General features: G+C 62.0%; 12 protein-coding genes. 9 read left to right on the forward strand and 3 right to left on the reverse strand.

The window, feature by feature from the left end:
• Positions 1–130: 130 nt before the first annotated feature.
• Complete coding sequence (gene dacB, locus ACK6BI_RS20955) at positions 131–1591, forward strand: D-alanyl-D-alanine carboxypeptidase/D-alanyl-D-alanine-endopeptidase (protein ID WP_409318553.1); 1461 nt, start codon at positions 131–133, stop codon at positions 1589–1591.
• 63 nt (positions 1592–1654) lie between these two features.
• On the opposite strand, the gene ACK6BI_RS20960 is transcribed toward dacB, so the two are convergent.
• Positions 1655–4039, reverse strand: coding sequence for a diguanylate cyclase (locus tag ACK6BI_RS20960; RefSeq protein WP_409318554.1), 2385 nt, complete (start codon positions 4037–4039; stop codon positions 1655–1657).
• A gap of 144 nt (positions 4040–4183) precedes the next feature.
• Entirely contained in the window at positions 4184–6454 is a 2271-nt protein-coding gene (gene rlmKL, locus ACK6BI_RS20965) for a bifunctional 23S rRNA (guanine(2069)-N(7))-methyltransferase RlmK/23S rRNA (guanine(2445)-N(2))-methyltransferase RlmL (RefSeq protein ID WP_409318555.1), read from the reverse strand.
• A gap of 530 nt (positions 6455–6984) precedes the next feature.
• Here rlmKL and rmf point away from each other — a divergent pair.
• Positions 6985–7200 (forward strand): ribosome modulation factor, encoded by a 216-nt coding sequence (gene rmf, locus ACK6BI_RS20970; RefSeq protein WP_003223300.1) that lies wholly within the window; start codon positions 6985–6987, stop codon positions 7198–7200.
• A 138-nt stretch (positions 7201–7338) separates the two neighbouring features.
• Here rmf and ACK6BI_RS20975 read toward each other — a convergent pair whose 3' ends face one another.
• Positions 7339–8358 (reverse strand): quinone-dependent dihydroorotate dehydrogenase, encoded by a 1020-nt coding sequence (locus ACK6BI_RS20975; RefSeq protein WP_065259733.1) that lies wholly within the window; start codon positions 8356–8358, stop codon positions 7339–7341.
• Between the two features lie 224 nt (positions 8359–8582).
• On the opposite strand from ACK6BI_RS20975, the gene ACK6BI_RS20980 reads away from it, so the two are divergent.
• The 7 genes from ACK6BI_RS20980 (at position 8583) to ACK6BI_RS21010 (ending at position 19286) form a co-directional block, all read left to right on the forward strand.
• On the forward strand, positions 8583–9794 hold the full coding sequence (locus tag ACK6BI_RS20980; RefSeq protein WP_409318556.1) for a CmpA/NrtA family ABC transporter substrate-binding protein: 1212 nt from the start codon (positions 8583–8585) through the stop codon (positions 9792–9794).
• 15 nt (positions 9795–9809) lie between these two features.
• The gene (locus ACK6BI_RS20985) at positions 9810–10385 is read left to right on the forward strand and encodes an ANTAR domain-containing response regulator (protein ID WP_134826004.1); all 576 of its coding nucleotides are present in this window, start codon (positions 9810–9812) and stop codon (positions 10383–10385) included.
• Between the two features lie 219 nt (positions 10386–10604).
• Positions 10605–11816: a nitrate/nitrite transporter gene (locus tag ACK6BI_RS20990; RefSeq protein WP_409318557.1), complete on the forward strand. Its 1212-nt coding sequence runs from the start codon at positions 10605–10607 to the stop codon at positions 11814–11816.
• 7 nt (positions 11817–11823) lie between these two features.
• Positions 11824–13494, forward strand: a complete 1671-nt coding sequence (locus ACK6BI_RS20995) for a protein kinase domain-containing protein (RefSeq protein WP_409318558.1) — start codon at positions 11824–11826, stop codon at positions 13492–13494.
• A gap of 310 nt (positions 13495–13804) precedes the next feature.
• Positions 13805–16258: a nitrite reductase large subunit NirB gene (nirB, locus tag ACK6BI_RS21000; RefSeq protein ID WP_409318559.1), complete on the forward strand. Its 2454-nt coding sequence runs from the start codon at positions 13805–13807 to the stop codon at positions 16256–16258.
• Positions 16255–16572 carry a nitrite reductase small subunit NirD gene (gene nirD / locus ACK6BI_RS21005; protein ID WP_064586764.1) on the forward strand — a complete coding sequence of 106 codons (318 nt, stop codon included), beginning with the start codon at positions 16255–16257 and terminating at the stop codon, positions 16570–16572. The genes nirB and nirD overlap by 4 nt, the downstream gene beginning before the upstream one ends.
• Positions 16572–19286 (forward strand): molybdopterin-dependent oxidoreductase, encoded by a 2715-nt coding sequence (locus tag ACK6BI_RS21010; protein WP_409318560.1) that lies wholly within the window; start codon positions 16572–16574, stop codon positions 19284–19286. Before nirD ends, ACK6BI_RS21010 begins: the two co-directional genes overlap by 1 nt.
• The last annotated feature ends 11 nt before the right edge of the window (positions 19287–19297 follow it).

A 19297-nucleotide genomic window follows, 5' to 3' on the forward strand; every position in this document is an offset into this window, starting at 1 on the left:
CGTTGGCCGCTTCGGGAAAGGCACAAGCCGTTACACCTTGGGGCATAATGCCGACACTTTCATGACCACTGAGGGCCTTTTCATCCATGTCCTCATCTTTTTTCCCCTCGACTGCAGGGTTTTATTTCATATGATCAAATCGTTGCGTCCTCTTTTCCTGGCCGGCCTTATTTTGCCTCTGGCCCTGCCCGTCTCCGCCGCTACCCTCAACACATCCCTGACGCCCAATGTCGAAAAAGCCCTGAAGGCCAGCAAACTGCAGCCCAGCGCCTTGTCGCTGGTGATGCTGCCGCTGGAAGGCCCGGGCACCCCGACCGTGTACAACGCCGACGTATCGGTCAACCCGGCCTCGACCATGAAACTGGTGACCACTTATGCGGCGCTGGAAATGCTCGGCCCCAACCATCAGTGGAAAACCGAGTTCTACACCGACGGCGACCTGAGCGGCGGCATTCTCAACGGCAACCTCTACCTCAAAGGTGGCGGCGATCCGAAGCTGAACATGGAAAAACTCTGGCTGCTGATGCGCGACCTGCGCGCCAACGGCGTAACCCAGGTCACCGGCGACCTGGTGCTGGACCGCAGCTTCTTCATTCAACCGCAGCTGCCTGAATTCAACGATGACGGCAACGACGAAAACAAGCCGTTCCTGGTCAAGCCGGACTCGCTGCTGGTCAACCTCAAGGCCCTGCGCTTCGTGGCCCGCAACGACAATGGCCGGGTGCTGGTTTCGGTGGAACCGCCAATCGCCAGCATCAAGATCGAGAACACCGTCAAGGCGCTCAACTCCAAGCAATGCACCGGTGGCGTGCGCTACAACCCGGTGACGCAGGCCGATGGCAGCGTGACCGTGACCGTTGCCGGTCAATTGGGTGAAGGCTGCAGCTCCCAGACTTATCTGTCTCTGCTCGACCACGCAACCTACACCGCTGGCGCCGTGCGGGCGATCTGGAAGGAGCTGGGCGGCAGCATCCAGGGCAAGGATCGTCTGGCGCCGACACCGAGTGGCGCCAAAGTGCTGGCCCGCGCGTTCTCGCCGGATCTGGCGGAAATCATCCGTGACATCAACAAATACAGTAACAACACCATGGCCCAGCAGTTGTTCCTGAGCCTCGGCCAGAAATACCGCAACGAGGCCGACGGCGATGACGCCAAGGCCGGGCAGCGTGTAGTGCGTCAGTGGCTGGCGAGGAAAGGCATCACCGCGCCGCATCTGGTGATGGAGAACGGTTCCGGCCTGTCCCGTGCCGAACGGGTCAGCGCCCGGGAAATGGCTGCCATGCTGCAAGCTGCGTGGCACAGCCCTTACGCGGCCGAGTACATCAGTTCGCTGCCGATCGCCGGCATGGACGGCACCATGCGCAAGCGCCTGAAAACCACCGCCGTGCGCGGCGAGGCCCACGTCAAGACCGGCACCCTGAACACCGTGCGCGCTATCGCCGGTTTCAGCCGCGACGTCAACGGCAACACCTGGGCGGTGGTGGCGATCCTCAATGACAAGGCGCCGTTCGGTGCATCATCGGTGCTGGATCAGGTGCTGCTGGATCTCTACAAGCAGCCGAAACTGCCGCAGACTGCTTCGGTTCTGTAACCACCGCCCGAACCTGTGGGAGCGAGCAGGCTCGCTCCCACAGGCGGTCAGCGGCAAACCGGATCAGTTCATCTGCCGCTCGACCCGATCCCGCCCGGCCTGCTTCGCCGCGTAGACGCCCGAATCCGCCCGCAGCAACAACGAATCGGCACCCTCCCCCGGCCGCCAGCTGGCAATCCCGAAACTGGCCGTCACCACACCGACCACATCCACCGGCGCCCCGCGCAGGCCTTGCCATAGTTCCACGGCCAGCATGTACGCGTGATCGCCATCGATGTCCGGACACAGCACCATGAATTCTTCACCGCCCAGGCGGCAGAACACATCCGTTCGCCGCAGGCGATGACCGATCCGCTCGCAAACGGCTTGCAATACCCGGTCACCGACAGCATGCCCGAACTGATCGTTGATCCGTTTGAAATGGTCGATATCGAGCATGATCACCGACAGTTCACCGCCACCGCGCTCGACCCGGGCCATTTCGGTGGTCAGGCGCTCCTGGAAATAGCGCCGGTTGTGGATACCGGTCAGGGCATCGGTCACCGACAGTGCGCGCAGTTCTTCCTCCACGCGCTTGAGGTCGGAGATGTCCGAGATGTAGCCATGCCACAACACGCCACCGCCCGGCAGTTCCTCGGGGGTCGCTTCGCCGCGTACCCAGCGCAGACCGCGCTCGGGCAATTGCACGCGGTACTCTTCACGCCACGGGCTGAGGTTGTCCGCCGAGGCACGGATCGACTTGCGCACGCGGCTGACATCCTGCGGATGAATCCGGGTAAAGATGGATTCGGCATTGAGCAACAGCACGTCGGGTTCCAGCTCGTAGATCTCGCGGATGCCGTCGCTGGCGTAGATCACGCTGAAGCGCCCGTCGAATTCCATTTTGAACTGGTAGATGCCGCCGGGAACGTGGGCACTGAGTTTCTTCAGCAGGACATCCCGCGCCGCCAGCGCTTCATGGACGCGCTTGCGCTCGGTGATATCGATGCAGATCGCCAGGTGCCCGACCCACAGCCCCTGCTCGTCCAGCACCGGCGTGGCCAGCATGTTGACCGGCAGATGACTGCCATCCTTGCGCACCAGCGTCCACTCACGCGCCTCATGCCCGCCAACTTCCCCACCCTCCACCAGCATGGCCTGGCAGGTCGGGATGCTCTTGCCGTAACGGGTGCTCAGTTCCGCCGCCCGGGTGATCAGTTCCCGGGGGAAATGCAGGTTTTCCAGAGTCATGTGACCGACGACTTCGGCACTGCGGTAACCGAGCATTTGCTCCGCGCCTGGGTTGAAGGTGCTGATGACACCGCGCAGGTCAGTGGCAATGATCGCCACTTGTGTTGCCGCGTTGAGCACCCCGCGCAACTGGCCGTGGGTGCCGCGCAGTTCCTGTTCGCGCTCGTGCAGCTCCTGAGTACGCAACTCGACCAGGCGCAAGGCCCGCTGGCGCTGACTGACCAGCACATACAGCAGCGCACTGAGCAACAGGCTGAGCAGACCGCCAAGTATGACCACGCTGCCGACCGACGAATGGTTGGCCTGTAGAAAGGCTTCGCTGGGCGAGATATCGACCTGATAGTCATGGTCGGCCATGCGCACCAGCCGCGTGGTCGACAGATCGCTGGGGGCCGGATTATTGCTCGACTCGAACAGTACCTCGTGCTGATCGCTGGTCGACAGATCGAGGATGCGCACCGAAAGGTAATCATGCAGGGCGTCCGGCAGCCCGTCGGCCAGCAACTGGCGCATGCTGATCACCGCCATCACATAACCGAAGGATTTGGGTTCCCCCTCGCGCCGCACCGGCGCCACCAGCAATACACCACGCGCATAGGCCGGTTCGATACTGACCAGATGCATCGGTTGTGAAACCGCCAGCCCGCCCAGTTGATCGGCACGCTCCAGAGTCGAGCGGCGCAGCGGCTGGGCCAGCAAGTCATACCCCAGTGGGGAACCGAGGCGGCTCTGGGTCTGGCTGTAGACCACCACGACGTATTCATCCCGGGCGGCGGCCAGTTGCAGCTCGCCGCGGGCATTGAGTTCACGCACGCTGAACGTGCTCAGGCCTTCGTCGCGCACCCGTTGTTCGAAGGCGGCGCGCTCGGCACCACTCACCCGCAAGGCGAACGAATAGGCCTGGGTACGCAGCAATAAAGGTTGGGTGTAGCCATCGAATTCGGCACGGGACACCGATTCGGAGTTGGCGAAGAAACGCCGAAGGCCGTCGAGGCGTTGCTCCTGATCCTGAAAACGTTCTTCGATGCGGCTGTAGCGCTCGTTGGCCAACAACTGAAAACGCTGACGCAACTGGCTGTGAAACTGATTGAGGGTGGCCCAGGCCAGCAGCCCCGTGAGAATCCCGCCGGCGAGCAATACCAGCAGCGCGACCAGCCAGGCCGAAACTTCTTCGCTGATGAAACCCAGAATCTTGGGGCGCACGGGGTGCAACGACATAAGGGCCACTCACTACGCCAGTACTTACGGGATAACCCCATTGGTCGTGTGTGAGTTATAGCTATTAGCCACTAATTTGGCTAGCTCTGATGGGATCCAAGAGCCTTTAAAATCAAGGCTCTGTGGATCCAATCAGGCAGAGCGTCAACGAGCCGTGATTTTCCAGGCGCGGTGGATCTTGCCGTTGCGGGCGAAATCCGGATCGATGGTGCTGGCGGTGATTTCCTCCACCGCATAGCGCTCGGCCAGGTTGTCTTCGAGCTGGAACTTGCGGAAGTTGTTCGAGAAGTACAACACCCCGCCCTTGGCCAGACGGGCCATGGCCAGGTCAATCAACTGCACCTGGTCACGCTGCACGTCAAAAACACCTTCCATGCGCTTGGAATTGGAGAAAGTCGGCGGGTCGATGAAGATCAGGTCGTATTCTTCCCGGTTGCTTTCCAGCCATGCCATCACGTCGCCCTGCTCCAGACGGTTCTTGTCGGAGAAACCATTGAGCGACAGGTTACGACGGGCCCAGTCGAGGTAGGTTTTCGACAGGTCGACGCTGGTGGTGCTGCGTGCGCCGCCCTTGGCGGCGTGCACGCTGGCGGTCGCGGTGTAGCAGAACAGGTTGAGGAAGCGCTTGCCGGCCGCCTCCTTCTGAATCCGCATGCGCATCGGCCGGTGATCGAGGAACAGACCGGTGTCGAGGTAATCGGTGAGGTTCACCAGCAACTTCACGCCGCCTTCGCTGACTTCGTTGAACTTGCCCTGAGCCGCCTGACGCTCGTACTGTTTGGTGCCGCTCTGACGCTCGCGGCGTTTGACCACCACGCGGCTCTTGTCGATGTCGAGCGCCTGCGGGATGGCCGCCAGGGCGTCGAACATGCGGATCGAGGCCTTTTCCGGGTCGACCGACTTCGGTGCGGCGTATTCCTGGACGTGCACCCAGTCGTGATAGAGGTCGATGGCCATGGCGTATTCCGGCATGTCCGCATCGTAGACACGGTAGCAATCGATGCCTTCGCGCTTGACCCACTTGCCCATCGCCTTGAGGTTTTTCTGCAGGCGGTTGGCAAACATCTGCCCGCCTTCGCTCAGGCGCGGCTGCTCGATTACTGGCGCCGGGGCCGGCGTCGGTTTGATCGGGTTACCGTTCTTGTTGTACTTGCGCTCTTGTGGCTCGTTCGGCGCCTGATCATAGGCAGCCTGCTCACGCTCGGCCTGGCGTTGCTCAGGAGTGCGACGCTCGCCGGTGACAAACTGCTCCGGCAGCACTTTGATCAACAGCAGCTTGCACGGCAACGCGCCGTTCCAGAACGAATACTGCTTGTGGCTGCGGATACCCATGCGCTTGCCCAGATCCGGCGCGCCGGTGAACACCGCCGCTTCCCAGTTCAGGCAGGCCTGACGCAGGCGTTCACCGAGGTTCTGGTAGAGGTACAAGAGGCTGGCTTCGTCGCCCAGACGCTCGCCGTACGGCGGGTTGCAGATAACCAGACCTTTCTGGTTCTGGTCCGGACGCGGTTCGAAGGTTGCCACCTCGCCCTGATAGATCTTTATCCACTCGCTCAGGCCGGCGCGCTCGACGTTGTTGCGACCGGGCTGGATCAGACGCGGATCGGCTTCATAACCACGGATCCACAGCGGCGGTCTGGCCAGACCGGCGGCAGCACGCTCGACGGCTTCTTCGTGCAGTTTCTTCCACAGTGCCGGTACGTGACCCAGCCACGCGGTGAATCCCCACTGCTCGCGGCGCAGGTTCGGCGCCATGTCGGTGGCGATCATGCCAGCTTCCACCAGGAAGGTACCGACACCGCACATCGGGTCAGCCAGCGCACCGCCTTCGGCAGCAATGCGCGGCCAGCCGGAGCGGATCAGGATTGCAGCGGCGAGGTTTTCCTTCAGTGGCGCCGCACCCTGCTGCAAGCGGTAACCGCGCTGATGCAAGCTGTGGCCGGAGAGGTCGAGGGACAGGATCGCTTCGCCGCGATCCAGGCGCAGGTGAATGCGCAGGTCCGGGTTGAGCTTGTCGATGCTTGGGCGGTCGCCCTGCGGCGTGCGCAGTTTGTCGACGATGGCGTCCTTGACCTTCAAGGCGCCGAAATGGGTGTTGTCGATGCCCGAGCCATGCCCGCTGAACTCAACTGCCAACGTGCCGTCGGGAAGCATGTGATCCTGCCAGTCGACGTCGAGTACGCCGTGATACAGATCCTCGGCATTTTTCATCGGGAAGCGCTTGAGCACCAGCAACACGCGGTTGGCCAGACGCGACCAGAGGCACAGGCGATAAGCGGTTTCCATGGTTGCCATGCCACGCACGGCGGAGGTGTGCTCACGGGCTTCTTCAAGGCCAAGCCCGACGGCTTCCTCGATGAGCAGGCCTTCAAGGCCTTTGGGGCAAGTGAGGAAGAGTTCGAAACGGTCGGACATGGTTTTTCCAGAGCCTTTGGCTGATGAACCGGCAACGCATTGCCGATCCGGTTTTCAATCAGGCGCTTTTCGACAAGAGCGCCCGCGTGGCACGAAGGTGTGCCGTTCCATCCCCGCTGCTCGGGTTAAAGGAGCTTAGATGCCGGGACAGATAATAAAGTTGATGCAACAAAATGATTCAGGACAACCCTTCGTCGAATAGTACCCAAGCGTAAACGTGGGTCATTCTCACTAAAGGATTAAACCCGTCATGCAGCGCAGGGCCGATCATACCGGGGTTTGCTGAATAAACGTTCATGAAACCTGGCGTTACTTATCGCCATAGCACCCTTTTCGTTACGTCCTTATGACAAAACGGTCATTCCCTCGATGTGACTCATTGGTTAGAACTGGACACAGGTTGACGTCGCAACGGCGTCAACACCTTGGCTCGCCACGCCGGCAGCGAGCCGCCAACGGCAGAGTTTTTCTGCCAGACCTCGATTGAGGTCAACGCGACAAAAACAGTCAACAAGTGAGGGAAACACCCTATGAGAAGACTTAAGCGTGATCCGTTGGAAAGAGCATTTTTGCGCGGGTATCAATATGGCGTTGGTGGCAAGTCCCGTGAGCTTTGCCCATTTACTCTACCGTCGGTACGTCAAGCCTGGATCAACGGCTGGCGAGAAGGACGCGGCGACAACTGGGACGGTATGACCGGCACTGCGGGAATCCACAGACTCAACGAACTTCACGCCGTCGGCTGACACAGGGCATTAATTCCGACACGACAATCTGATTTCGCAACACCCATGATCACCATGCACGTCCTTCCCGGACGGCGGGCTACGGCCCAGGGGCTCCTTCGGAGCCCTTTTTTATGCCTGCCCTTTCATACCCCGAGTTCAGCGCCTGGCGGCAATGGCGTCCACGGATTCGCGAATCAGCGCCGGGCCCTTGTAGATGAAGCCGGAGTAGATCTGCACCAGGCTCGCGCCGGCAGCGATCTTCTCGGCCGCATGCTTGCCCTCGGTGATACCGCCCGCCGCGATGATCGGCAACTTGCCCCCCAGTTCGGACGCCAGCACCTTCACGGTGTGGGTGCTCTTCTCACGCACCGGCGCGCCAGAAAGACCGCCCGCCTCGTCACCATGCTCCATGCCTTCGACGCCCACGCGGCTGAGGGTGGTGTTGGTGGCGATCACCGCGTCCATCCCGGTTTCGATCAGTGCTTGCGCGACTTGTGCGGTTTCTTCGTCAGTCATGTCCGGCGCGATCTTGATCGCCAGCGGTACATGTTTGCCGTGGCGCAGGGCCAATTCGGCGCGGCGCGTGGCCAGGTCCGCCAGCAATTGCTTGAGCGAGTCGCCGAATTGCAGGCTGCGCAGACCCGGGGTGTTCGGCGAACTGACGTTGACCGTGACGTAACTGGCGTGGGCGTAGACCTTGTCCAGGCAAATCAGGTAATCATCCACCGCACGCTCGACCGGGGTGTCGAAGTTCTTGCCGATGTTGATCCCCAGCACGCCCTTGTATTTGGCCGCTGCCACCCGCGCCAGCAAGTTATCCACACCGAGGTTGTTGAACCCCATGCGGTTGATGATCGCCTCGGCTTCCGGCAGGCGAAAAATCCGGGGTTTCGGGTTGCCCGGCTGCGGGCGTGGGGTCACGGTGCCGATTTCGACGAAACCGAAACCCAGTTGCGAAAAACCATCGATGGCCGCGCCATTCTTGTCCAGACCGGCCGCCAGACCCACCGGATTCGGGAACTGCAGCCCCATGACGTTCACCGGCAGCGACGCCGGCGCCTTGCACAACAAGCCGTTGAGGCCCAAACGCCCGCCCGCGCCGATCAGATCCAGCGACAGATCGTGGGAGGTTTCCGGGGAAAGTTTGAACAACAGCTGACGGGCCAGGGTGTACATGGGCGGCTTTGACTCAAGGCGGCGAAAAGAGGCGGCGATTATAGCCGGGCAACGTCCCGCCGCGCGAGGCGCACGCGCAAATCCGCTGTGCTGGCATATGCCTTGCACCTGCTCGTGCATCAGCCCGCTGGCCAATACCGGCAGGCGGGCAAGGACAATGGCGTCGTCTTCGGGATTTGCCTCGACAAAACCCGGGGCGACGCTTTTTTTGAGGGTTGCTTTTCATGACTCAAACCTCTGTCGGGCCACTGGCCTGGGTCAACGGCAGCGATGCCCCGGAAAAAAGCACGATTAACCTTGGCTTCATGGCCCTGAGCGATTGCGCTTCGGTGGTGGTCGCCGCCACGCAGGGCTTTGCCCAGCCTTACGGATTGACCCTGAATCTCAAGCGCCAGAGTTCATGGGCCAACCTGCGGGACAACCTGGTCAGCGGTGAACTCGATGCCGCCCACAGCCTCTACGGCCTGATCTACGCGGTGCATCTGGGCATCGGTGGCGTCGCGCCGACCGACATGGCGGTGCTGATGGGCCTGAACCAGAACGGCCAGAGCCTCAACCTGTCCCACGGCTTGCAAGGGCTGGGCGTGACCGGCCCTGAGGCGCTGGATCGTCACGTGCACCAAACCCGCGCAAGGCTGACCTTTGCCCAGACCTTCCCGACCGGAACTCATGCCATGTGGCTTTATTACTGGCTGGCAAGCCAGGGCATCCATCCGCTGCAGGATGTCGATAGCGTGGTAGTGCCACCTCCGCAAATGGTCGCGCACCTGCAGGCCGGCCGCATTGACGGTTTCTGTGTCGGCGAGCCGTGGGCGGCCAGCGCCGTGCAGAAGGATCTCGGTTTCACCCTGGCGACCAGCCAGACCATCTGGCCCGACCATCCGGAAAAAGTCCTGGGCTGCACCCGCACCTTTGTCGAGCAATATCCCAATACCGCCCGGGCGCTGGTGAAGGCGATCCTCGAAGCCAGCCGTTTTATCGAAGAAAGCCCGGAAAACCGCCGCAGCACCGCGCATCTGCTCAGCGCCGCCGAGTACCTCGACGCTCCGGTTTCCTGCATCGAGCCACGTTTTCTCGGCGCCTACGACGACGGTTTGGGCAACCGCTGGCAAGACCCGCACGCCCTGCGCTTTCACGGCGATGGCGCGGTGAATCTGCCGTATCTGTCGGACGGCATGTGGTTCATGACCCAATTCCGCCGCTGGGGTCTGCTGCGCGACGACCCGGATTACCTCGCCGTCGCCCATCAGGTGCAACAACTGGAGATCTATCGCGACGCGGCGACAGCCGTGGGCGTCGCGGCCTGGGGCAAGGACATGCGCAGCAGCCAGTTGATCGACGGCAAAATCTGGGACGGCAGCGACCCGGCCGCCTATGCCCGGAGCTTCAAGCTGCACGCGCTGAGTGACAGCGCGCCCCTTCTCGCCCAGCGCTGAGAGGAGACCGCGAACATGTTGCGTATTCTGCTGATCAACGACACCGCGAAAAAAGTCGGCCGCTTGAAAGCTGCGCTGACCGAGGCCGGTTTCGAGGTAATCGACGAGTCCGGCCTGACCATCGACCTGCCGGCGCGCGTCGAAACGGTGCGCCCGGATGTGATCCTGATCGATACCGAGTCACCGGGCCGCGATGTAATGGAGCAAGTGGTACTGGTCAGCCGCGACCAGCCCCGGCCAATCGTGATGTTCACCGACGAGCACGACCCTGGCGTGATGCGCCAGGCGATCAAGTCCGGAGTCAGCGCCTACATCGTCGAAGGCATTCACGCACAGCGCCTGCAACCGATTCTCGACGTGGCCATGGCCCGCTTCGAAAGCGACCAGGCCTTGCGTGCCCAGCTCCAGGCCCGCGATCAGCAACTGGCCGAACGCAAGCGCATCGAGCTGGCCAAGGGGCTGTTGATGAAAATGAAGGACTGCAACGAAGAAGAGGCGTACACCCTGATGCGCCGCCAGGCCATGAGCCGCCAACAGAAACTGATTCAGGTGGCGGAGCAGATTATTGCCATGAGCGAGTTGCTTGGCTGAGCTGGCACAGATCTCGCTAAGCAATCGCTACAGGTAACCAACGGCGGTTGCCCCACCCACGACAAAGACGTCGCTCACCTTCTTCGCCCTTTCGGCGATCCGGGTAGCGGCGTTTTTGCGTTTTGGCCCCATTGACCGGGGCCGGTGGTGCGGCCGTGGCGGCGCCCCACTGTGCTGGTTCTGACTCCTTCTCGAGACTCTCTACCGCTGAGGTGCGCAATGAATAAAAGCTTCTGGAAATCCGGCCACACCCCGACCCTGTTCGCGGCCTTCCTGTATTTCGACCTGAGCTTCATGGTCTGGTATCTGCTCGGCCCGTTGGCGGTGCAGATTGCCGCCGACCTGCATCTGACTACCCAACAGCGCGGGCTCGTGGTGGCCACTCCGATTCTGGCCGGCGCCGTGTTGCGCTTTGCGATGGGCATGCTCGCCGATCGCCTGTCGCCGAAAACCGCCGGGCTGATCGGCCAGGTGATCGTGATCGGCGCGCTGTTCGGTGCCTGGAAACTCGGCATCCACAGCTACGAACAAGCCCTGCTGCTGGGCTTGTTCCTCGGCATGGCCGGCGCTTCATTCGCCGTGGCCCTGCCACTGGCCTCGCAGTGGTATCCACCGCAGCATCAGGGCAAGGCGATGGGCATTGCCGGCGCCGGCAACTCCGGCACCGTATTTGCCGCACTGATCGCCCCGGTATTGGCCGCGGCGTTCGGCTGGAACAACGTGTTCGGTTTCGCCCTGATTCCACTGATCCTGACACTGGTGCTGTTTGCCTGGCTGGCGAAAAACGCACCGGAGCGTCCAAAAGCCAAATCCATGGCCGACTACTTCAAAGCCCTGGGCGACCGCGACAGTTGGTGGTTCATGTTTTTCTACAGCGTCACTTTCGGTGGCTTCATCGGCCTGGCCAGCGCCCTGCCCGGCTACTTCAACGATCAATACGGTTTGAGTCCGGTCTCCGCCGGTTACTACACCGCCGCCTGCGTGTTCGGCGGTAGTCTGATGCGGCCTTTGGGCGGTGCGCTGGCCGACCGATTCGGCGGGATTCGCACGTTGCTGGCGATGTACACGGTGGCGGCAGTCTGCATCGCGGCCGTCGGCTTCAATCTGCCGAGTTCCTACGCGGCGCTGGCACTGTTCGTCTGCACGATGCTCGGCCTCGGCGCGGGTAATGGTGCGGTTTTCCAACTGGTGCCGCAGCGCTTTCGCCGGGAGATCGGCGTGATGACCGGGCTGATCGGCATGGCCGGCGGCATCGGCGGTTTTGCCCTCGCCGCCGGTATGGGCGCAATCAAACAGAGCACCGGCAGCTATCAACTGGCGCTGTGGTTGTTCGCCAGTCTGGGCGTGCTGGCATGGTTCGGCCTGCACGGCGTCAAACGTCGCTGGAGAACAACCTGGGGGTCGGCGGCCGTGACCGCAGCCCGAATCTGAGGCCCGCATGGCCCTGCAACTGAGCTTCGCTGAAGCCAGCGCCACCGGCCCGCGCGCGGAGAATCAGGACGCCCTGCGCCTGGTCACTCCGGCCCCGGCGCTGGCCGCCAGCAAGGGTTTCCTGTTTGCCATCGCCGACGGCGTCAGCCAGTGCGCCGATGGGGGTCTGGCAGCGCGTTCGACCTTGCAGGCATTGGCGCTGGACTACTACGCCACCCCGCAGACCTGGAGCGTGGCCCAGGCGCTGGATCGCCTGTTACTCGCGCAAAACCGCTGGTTGCAGGCCAATGGCGGTGGCCAGCCGTTGCTCACCACCGTCAGCGCGCTGGTCCTGCGCGGCAGACGCTTCACGCTGGCGCATGTGGGGGATTGTCGGGTCTATCGCTGGCATGCCGACAGCCTGCAGCGGATCACCGAGGATCACGTCTGGGAGCAGCCGGGCATGCAGCACGTGCTCAAGCGTGCACTGGGCCTGGATCAGCATCTGGTGCTGGATTTTCTCGACGGCGAGTTGCGCGAAGGGGAAAGCTTCGTGCTGCTCAGTGATGGCGTGTGGGCCGCGCTCGGCGACACGGCCATCGCCGGGATCTTGCGTGACCAGCCGGATCTGTCCGGCGCTGCACAAACGCTGGTCAACGCCGCGCACCTGGCTGGCAGTCAGGACAACGCCAGCGTCTTGCTGGCGCGGGTGGATGCCTTGGGGGAAGCAAGCATCGGCGATGCGCTGATCCAGTTGCAGCAATGGCCGCTGCCCCCGACGCTCAAACCGGGCCAGACCTTCGAGGGCTGGCAGGTGCAAGGCATCGTCGGCCAGAGCCAGCAATCGTTGCTGTATCGCGTGCTTGATAGCCAAGGTCAGGCATGGCTGCTGAAGACCTTGCCCACACGGCTGGCGGACGATGCCCACGCAGGTCAGGCCTTGCTGGCGGAAGAATGGTTTCTCAAACGTGTGGCCGGGCGACATTTCCCTGAAGTCCATGGCGCCAGTCAGCGTCAGCATTTGTACTACGTGATGCGCGAATACTCGGGGATTACACTGGCGTGTCTGTTCGAGCAAAGCGGCCCGCTGCCCTTGCCTCAGTGGCAGAACGTGGCCGAACGCCTGTTGCGGACCGTCGGCCTGCTGCACCGGCGACAAATTCTGCACCGCGACATAAAACCGGAAAACCTGCATCTGGGGGACGACGGCGAGTTGCGCCTGCTGGATTTCGGCCTGGCGTATTGTCCCGGTCTTTCGCAAGACACGCCGTCGACACTGCCGGGAACCCCGAGTTATATCGCCCCGGAGTCTTTTCGGGGCGGTGCGCCCGAGGCTCGGCAGGATCTGTATGCGGTGGGCGTGACGTTGTATTTCCTGCTCACCGGGCACTTTCCCTACGGTGAAATCGAAGCCTTCCAGCGTCCGCGTTTCGGGATGCCGGTGAGTGCGGCGCGTTATCGGCCGGATCTGCCGGAATGGCTGGCGCAGAGTCTGGAACGTGGCGTCTCGGCCGATCCCCTGCAACGCTATGAAACCGCCGAGGAATGGCTGCTGACACTGGAACAGGGTGAACGCCGCAGCCTGAATGTACGCCCTCGCCCGTTGCTCGAGCGGGAGCCGCTGAAGGTCTGGCGGACATTGGCGTTACTGGCGCTGCTGGGCAACCTGGTGCTGCTGTTTCTGTTGTTTCATGGCTGACTCGTCGCTCCATTAACGGGCAAGCCGCATCCAATCGGTGCAAAAACCACAATGACTCTCCGGCCAATGTCTGCGCCACCTCAATGAATTCAACGCTCAGCGCAACTTGGCACAACCACTGCATTATCGTTTTCAACTGACATAAAGCCCGACCTTCAACGACGAAGGCCAGGCTTCCCGAGAGAACGGGACAAGGACAAAGGCGTCCTCGCCAGGTAACTGGCGGGACGCCTTTTTTGTTTGCGCCATTTTTGTCGAGCAAGGCCTGACTGCCCACAAGAGGCAAGCCCGAAGCTCCCCGGAGAACCCGATGAAAAAACTCAAACTGGTGATGATCGGCAATGGCATGGCCGGGGTCCGCACCCTGGAAGAACTGCTCAAACTGAGCAACGAGCTGTACGACATCACAGTCTTCGGCGCCGAACCCCACACCAACTACAACCGCATCCTGCTGTCGCCGGTATTGGCCGGCGAACAGACCTTCGAAGAGATCGTGCTCAACGACCTCGACTGGTACCTGGAAAATGGCATCAAACTGCTGCTCAACCGCAAAGTGGTCGAGATCGACCGGGTCAAACGCCGGGTGATCGCCGAGGATGGCACTGAAGCCGAATACGACCGCCTGCTGATCGCCACCGGCTCGACCCCGTTCATTTTGCCGATTCCCGGCAACACCTTGCAGGGTGTGATCGGTTACCGCGACATCGCCGATACCCAGGCCATGATCGACACCGCCAAGACCCACAGGCACGCCGTGGTGATCGGCGGCGGCCTGCTCGGCCTCGAAGCCGCCAACGGCCTGATGCTGCGCGGCATGCACGTCACCGTGGTGCACCTCGGTGAATGGCTGCTGGAACGGCAACTGGACAAGACCAGCGGCCAGCTCCTGCAAACCGCCCTCGAATCCCGTGGCCTGCACTTTCGCCTGTGCGAACAGACCCAGGCCCTGCACGACGCCGGCAACGGTCGCGTGGGTTCGGTGCAATTCAAGAACGGCGACATCATTCCTGCCGATCTGGTGGTCATGGCCGCCGGTATCCGCCCCAATACCGAACTGGCGGAAAAGGCCGGCATCCCGTGCAACCGCGGAATTCTGGTCAACGACACCCTGCAGACCTACGACCCGCGCATCTATGCCATCGGCGAATGCGCCAGCCACCGTGGCATTGCCTACGGCCTGGTCGCACCGCTGTTCGAACAGGCCAAGGTCTGCGCCAACCACCTGGCACAACTGGGCTTCGCCCGTTATCAGGGCTCGGTGACGTCGACCAAATTGAAAGTCACCGGCATCGACCTGTTTTCCGCCGGCGACTTCATGGGCGGCGAAGGTACCGAAACCATCACCCTCTCCGACCCGATCGGCGGGGTGTACAAAAAACTGGTGATCAAGGATGACGTTTTGGTCGGTGCCTGTCTGTACGGCGATACGGCAGATGGCGGTTGGTATTTCCGGCAGATTCGTGAGAATCACCCCATCGGCGAGATCCGCGATCACTTAATGTTCGGAGAAAACGCAATTGGCGACGTAGGACATCAGGGCCAGGACAAAGCCATGAGTATGGCCGACAACGCCGAAGTCTGCGGCTGCAACGGCGTGTGCAAGGGCACCATTGTCAAGGCGATTCAGGAACACGGCCTGTTCAGCGTCGACGAAGTGAAGAAACACACCAAGGCCGCCAGTTCCTGCGGCTCCTGCGCCGGGCTGGTCGAGCAGATCCTGATCAATACCGTCGGCGGCGCGGCGGACGTTAAACCGAAAAGCGAAAAAGCCATCTGCGGCTGCAGCGACCTCAACCATGGCCAGATCCGCCAGGCCATTCGCGAGCAGCATTTGCTGACCATCGCCGGCACCATGAGCTACCTCAACTGGCGCACTCCGAATGGTTGCGCTACCTGCCGCCCGGCCCTCAACTACTACCTGATTTCCACCTGGCCCGGTGAGGCCAAGGACGATCCGCAGTCGCGCCTGATCAACGAGCGGGCCCACGCCAACATCCAGAAGGACGGCACCTACTCGGTGGTGCCACGGATGTGGGGCGGCGTGACCAACCCCTCGGAACTGCGGCGGATCGCCGACGTGGCGGACAAATATCAGGTGCCGATGGTCAAGGTCACCGGTGGCCAGCGCATCGACTTGCTGGGGATCAAGAAACAGGACTTGCCCGGTGTGTGGAAAGACCTCGACATGCCGTCCGGCCACGCCTACGGCAAATCGATCCGCACCGTGAAAACCTGCGTCGGCAGCGAGTTCTGCCGCTTTGGCACGCAGAATTCGACCCAGCTGGGCATCGACCTCGAACATGACCTGTTCAACATGTGGTCGCCGCACAAAGTGAAACTGGCGGTCTCCGGATGCCCGCGCAACTGTTCGGAAGCGGGGATCAAGGACGTAGGAATCATCGGTGTCGATTCCGGCTGGGAGATGTACATCGGTGGCAACGGCGGGATCAAGACCGAAGTCGCCGAGTTCTTCGTCAAGCTCAAGACCGCCGAGGAAGTGCGCGAATACAACGGCGCGTTCCTGCAGCTGTACCGCGAAGAAGCCTTCTACCTCGAACGCACTGTGCACTACCTGCAACGGGTCGGCATGGAGCACATCAAGAAAGCCGTGCTGGAAGATCCCGAGCGCCGCAAGGCCCTGAACGAACGCCTGCAATTCTCCCTGTCGTTCGAACAGGACCCGTGGAAAGAGCGCCTCGCGCAGCCGCAACTGAAGAAGGAATTTGACGTGATCCCCGTGAAAAACCTGGAGGTGCCGGCATGAACTGGCTCGATATCTGTGCCCTGGAAGAGATAAATGCCCTCGGTTCGCGGATCATCGCCGGGCCCAAAGGTGACATCGCGATCTTTCGCACAAGCGACGATGAGGTTTTCGCACTCGACGATCGCTGCCCGCACAAGGGCGGCCCTCTGTCCCAGGGGCTGATTTACGGCAAGCGCGTAGCCTGCCCGCTGCACAACTGGCAGATCGACCTGCAATCGGGCGAAGCACAGGCACCGGATATCGGCTGCGCGCATCATCACCCGGCCCGGGTCGAAAACGGTCGCGTACAACTGGCCCTGCGGGACGCCGTCTGATGAATCGTCAGACGACCGCCTCGACCTGCTGTTATTGCGGGGTCGGCTGCGGTGTGCTGATCGAGCATGACGGCGAGCGCATTCTCGGCGTCAGCGGCGATCCTGCGCACCCGGCCAACTTCGGAAAATTGTGCAGCAAAGGCTCGACCCTGCACCTGACCGGTGACTTGGCTGCGCGGGCGTTGTACCCGGAATTGCGCCTGGGTAAAGGCCTGGCGCGCAGCCGCTGCGACTGGGACACCGCGCTGGAACACACCGCCAACGTGTTTGCCGAAACCATCGCCGAACACGGCCCGGACAGCGTGGCGTTCTACATCTCGGGGCAGTTGCTGACCGAGGACTACTACGCCTTCAACAAACTGGCGCGGGCGCTGGTCGGCACCAACAACATCGACAGCAACTCGCGGCTGTGCATGTCCTCGGCGGTGGTCGGTTACAAGCGCAGCCTCGGCGCCGACGCACCACCTTGCAGCTACGAGGACGTGGAACTGAGCGATTGCGTGATGATCGTCGGCAGTAACATGGCCTACGCCCATCCGGTACTGTTTCGTCGACTCGAAGAGGCCAGATCCCGCCGCCCGCAGATGAAAATCATCGTCATCGACCCACGGCGCACCGACACCTGTGACCTCGCCGACCTGCACCTGGCGATTCTGCCGGGCACCGATGTCGCCTTGTTCCATGGGATTTTGCATCTGTTGTTGTGGGAAGACTGGATCGACCGCGACTTCATCAAGGCACATACCGAAGACCTCGCCGAGCTGAAAAGCCTGGTGCGTGACTACACGCCGGCCATGGTGTCGCAGTTGTGCGGGATCAGTGTCGAGCTGTTGCAGCAATGTGCAGAATGGATCGGCACCGCGCCGAGCTTTCTGTCGCTGTGGTGCATGGGCCTGAACCAGTCCACCGCCGGCAGTGCGAAGAACAGCGCCCTGATCAATCTGCACCTGGCCACCGGGCAAATCGGCCGGCCCGGTGCAGGACCTTTCTCCCTGACTGGTCAGCCTAATGCCATGGGCGGGAGGGAAACCGGCAGCCTTTCCAACCTGTTGCCCGGGCATCGTGAGGTAGCCAACCCGGAGCACCGTGCCGAAGTGGCGGCGTATTGGGGTGTGGATTCGCTGCCGGAAAATGCCGGTCTCAGTGCCATCGAACTGTTTGAACAGGTGCGCAACGGCAAGATCAAGGCGTTGTGGATTGCCTGCACCAACCCGGCGCAATCGATGCCGGACCAGAATGCTGTGCGGGCTGCGCTGCAGGCTTGTCCGTTCGTGGTTTTGCAGGAGGCGTTTCGCAGCACCGAAACCGCAGCGTTTGCCGACCTGCTGTTGCCGGCGGCCAGCTGGGGCGAGAAGGAAGGTTCGGTGACCAACTCCGAGCGGCGCATTTCCCACGTCCGCAAAGCCATTGCCGCACCGGGTGAAGCGCGACCGGACTGGGCGATCACCGTAGATTTCGCACAACGACTGGAGAAACGTCTGCGCCCGCAACAGCCGAGTCTGTTTGCGTTCGAGCGTCCCGCGCAGTTGTTCGATGAATTCAAGGCACTGACCCGTGGCCGCGATCTGGACTTGTCCGGCATCAGCCACGAGTTGATCGATGAAACTGGTCCGCAGCAATGGCCGTTTCCTCAAGGCGCCCGGCAAGGCACGCCACGGCTGTACTGCGATGGCATATTTCCTACGGCCAGTGGTCGCGCCCAGTTCGTTGCCGACCCCTACCGCGCTGCCAGGGAGCAACGCGACGCGCGCTTTCCACTGACGCTGATCACCGGTCGCCTGCGCGATCAATGGCACGGTATGAGCCGTACCGGCACGGCGGCCCAGTTGTTCGGGCATGTCAGCGAAGCCGTACTGAGCTTGCACCCGGACGAATTGCGCCGGCACCGTTTGCAACCGGGGGATCTGGTGAGCCTGAAAAGTCGTCGTGGTGCAGTGGTTGTGGCGGTCGCCAGCGATGACAGCGTGCGTCCGGGCCAAGCGTTTCTGCCGATGCACTGGGGTGACCGTTTTCTCAAGGGCGGCGTGAACTGCCTGACACTGCCCGCCTTCGATCCATTGTCGAAACAACCGGAACTCAAGCACAGCGGTGTACGCCTGGAACCGGTGCATCTGCCCTGGCAGCTTTTCGCACTGATCGAGGGCGATGTTCAACGGCACTTTGAGGCGCTTCGACCGCTGTGTGAGGCGTTTTCCTACGTCAGCCTCAGCCTTGCCGGTCGCGACCGCCCGGCTTTGCTGATACGCGCTGCCAGCGCCGCCGCGCCCGATCCGCAATTGCTGCGTGACATCGACCAATGCCTGGCCCTTATCAACGGCCCGGTACTGGCCTACGACGATCCGCGCCGGGCCATCGGCAAACGGGTACGTATCGAGAACGGGCGAATCACGGCGATCCGCCTCGCCGGTGAAACCCTCGCCCAGCATTGGCTGCAAGGCCTGTGGCTGGAGGGCCGCGCAGACGAACAATTGCGACGCTGGCTGCTGGCGCCGATGAGCGCGCCGCCGGGCAATGCCGATGTGCGGAGCGTTGCCGACAAGACCTTGTGCAATTGCAGGAACGTCAGCCATAGCGCGGTCTGCGCCGGGATTCGTGAAGGTCTGGATTTGCAGGGTTTGAAAAACACACTGGGCTGCGGCACGCAATGCGGTTCCTGTGTCCCGGAAATCAAGCGTTTGCTGGCCGCCGAAGCGCCGCCGGTCGCCGTTATCTGAAGAGGAAAACA

Source organism: Pseudomonas sp. KCJK9016 (assembly GCF_046231795.1).
Lineage (GTDB): Bacteria > Pseudomonadota > Gammaproteobacteria > Pseudomonadales > Pseudomonadaceae > Aquipseudomonas > Aquipseudomonas bananamidigenes.